This is a genomic window from Clostridium sp. DSM 8431 (assembly GCF_900116755.1).
Lineage (GTDB): Bacteria > Bacillota > Clostridia > Clostridiales > Clostridiaceae > Clostridium.
The window spans coordinates 1-2,529 of the sequence record NZ_FPBY01000277.1; the positions used below are offsets into that span (position 1 = coordinate 1).

The 2,529-nt window shown below is 28.0% G+C and carries 2 protein-coding genes; both read right to left on the minus strand.

The genetic code is table 11. The annotated features are described in order from the left end of the window. Positions 1-127: 127 nt before the first annotated feature. The gene (locus BM384_RS16630) at positions 128-1,096 is read right to left on the minus strand and encodes a tRNA dihydrouridine synthase (RefSeq protein ID WP_090015320.1); all 969 of its coding nucleotides are present in this window, start codon (positions 1,094-1,096) and stop codon (positions 128-130) included. Positions 1,097-1,152: 56 nt separating this feature from the next. After that, positions 1,153-2,364, minus strand: a complete 1,212-nt coding sequence (locus tag BM384_RS16635; RefSeq protein WP_090015322.1) for a transglutaminase domain-containing protein — start codon at positions 2,362-2,364, stop codon at positions 1,153-1,155. Between the last annotated feature and the right edge of the window lie 165 nt (positions 2,365-2,529).

Sequence of the window (2,529 nt, forward strand, 5' to 3'; positions counted from 1 at the left end):
ATAACGCACTTGCATTCGAGTTGTCTTCCTATCGGGACGGCGACGCAGGCTTCTTTCAGCCTGCTGGCTCAGCAAACATGCTGGGCGAACAAAAATAGGTCTCCATTTATCATGGAAACCCATTTTCTTAAAACTTCTTTATTCCGCTAAACAGCCCTTCTCCTTCAATTATTTCTTGATTTCTAAAAAGACCTGAAACTATAGATTTATAATCCCTTAAATTTTGAGATTTCTTAATTTGTTTTGCATATTTTTTATTATCTGAAAATATGTGAATCATATAAGCCCAAAGCTCTTTCATTTTGAATAATACATTTCTATCCCCATCAAAGATTTTTACATATCCTTCAACAATTTCATCATGAAACTCCTTTAATAACTGCTTATTTATAAGTTTGCCATCTTTAATTTCATTCATTAAACCTGGATTTGCAATTATTCCTCTTCCAAGCATAACAGCTTCTAAGTCTTTAAATTCTTTTGTTATATTATCATAATCTTCTTTTGTAAAAATATCTCCATTGTAGCACAAAGGATTACTGCTTAGCTTTACAGCATCTTTAAAGACTTCTAAATTAGGCTTATTACCATAAAAATCTTCTCTAGTTCTAGGATGTATAATAAGTTCTGCTAAGGGATATTTATTATAAATCTTTATAAGCTCATAAAACTCATCTGGACTATCTTTACCTATTCTTGTTTTAATAGAAATCTTTATATCCATCTTAAATATTTCATCTAAGAATCTATCTAATTCTTCTCTCTTGCTTAAAAAGCCTGAACCTCTAAACTTAGTTACTACTGTACTTGAAGGACATCCTAAATTTAAATTTACTTCTTCATATCCAAATTCTTTAAGTCTTGTAGCAGTATGAATAAAGCCTTCTGCATCATTAGTTAAAATTTGTGGAATTACATTTTTAGCTTTATTATTTTCAGGTAGAATATCTGTAAGTTCTCTTGTCTTAAACTTTCTACTCTGATTAGGAATAATAAAAGGTGTATAATATCTATCTACATTATGAAAGTATTTTTCATAAGCATTTCTATATATATATCCTGTAATTCCTTCCATTGGTGCTAAATAAAATTTCATCTATTAGTTAAACTCCTTATAGTAAATTTCTAAAGGATATTATATCAGCTGATCTTCTATTTTTCAAAATTAACAAAGAATATTACATCATTATCTGATTCACTAATTAAATTTTGAATAGTTACATAACTATATTCATTTGAAACCATATGTGTAGATATATAATTTAAAATTGAATTTGTAGCTACCTGTACTTCTTCAGTATTTTCTGCTGAAACCTTTTGAAGATGTACTACTACATATCTTTTTTCCTTAATTAACTTCTCAGAGATAGCATTTAAATCACTTTCATTACTAAGATTTTGCAGATTAAAATCTATATTACTAAGATCATATTTTGTATCCTTAGCCTTTGGAAATTCTATTACTACATTATCAATAAGAGAATACCCATTTAAACTAAATACTTCATCTGACTTTAAAAAGCTTAAATTTAAATTTATACTTTTATCAGGAACATTGCTTTTTATAACACTATCACCTGTTGCATCGCAGTAATAAAAATTACCATCAATGTTAACAAGATTCCATGCATGACCTTCATTTGTCTGACCACATACAGTTATACATTCCACTCCTGCTAAATTACACATCATAGTCATAGTGTCAGAAAATCCAGTACATTGAGTTTCTTGTCCCATTAATGCATCATATATGAAAGATGGATTACCTGAAAGATAAGTATCTGAATTATTTACATATCTCACATTGTTAACTATGTAATTATATATCCAAGATGCTTTATCATAAGAACTTCCACCTTCTGGCATAGATTTAAGAATTTCTTTTGCCTTATCATAAGCCTGTACTTTTAAATTAACGTCTTTTTTATCAAGCTGGCTACTTTTAAATTTATAATGTCCAGAACCATATGTATAAGAATATTCTTGATTCCAATCTATAAATGGGTTTTCAGCACAAATACATTGAACAATCTTTTTATAAGAATCCCCTAAATTTTCATTAGATGAATAGTATTCAATGTTTGTATAATTATGTTCATATGCATAAACAAAAATATTATATAATTCACTTTCTTCATCTGTAAGCTTATCTTTATAGTATGAAGCTGAAGCATCTTTGTATGGACTCTCATATGTCAATACTTCTGCCTTTTCTACTTTATTATCATCAAATACAACATAATTTTTTTCTGAACTTATTGATGATATGACTTCACTTACAATATTGTTTTTACTGCATCCTGTAAAGTTCAAAGCTGTTACAATTACAGCTGTTCCCAAAACTAATTTTAAAAATTTCCCCATACTTTACCTCCATTTATTGTAATAACACACAATATTTATTATAATAACTTTTTAATTAGACGTACAGTAAAATATTATGGCTCAATTACTAAATAGAGTGATAAATAAAACAAGCTATTCAAATATAGGTGGACGTCCTTTAAAGTTCGTATTTATATAAGGATG

Excerpts from the sequence above, each read along its gene's own strand:
- BM384_RS16630 (WP_090015320.1), bottom strand. The coding sequence starts at position 1,096 with ATGAAATTTTATTTAGCACCAATGGAAGGAATTACAGGATATATATAT.
- BM384_RS16635 (WP_090015322.1), bottom strand. The coding sequence starts at position 2,364 with ATGGGGAAATTTTTAAAATTAGTTTTGGGAACAGCTGTAATTGTAACA.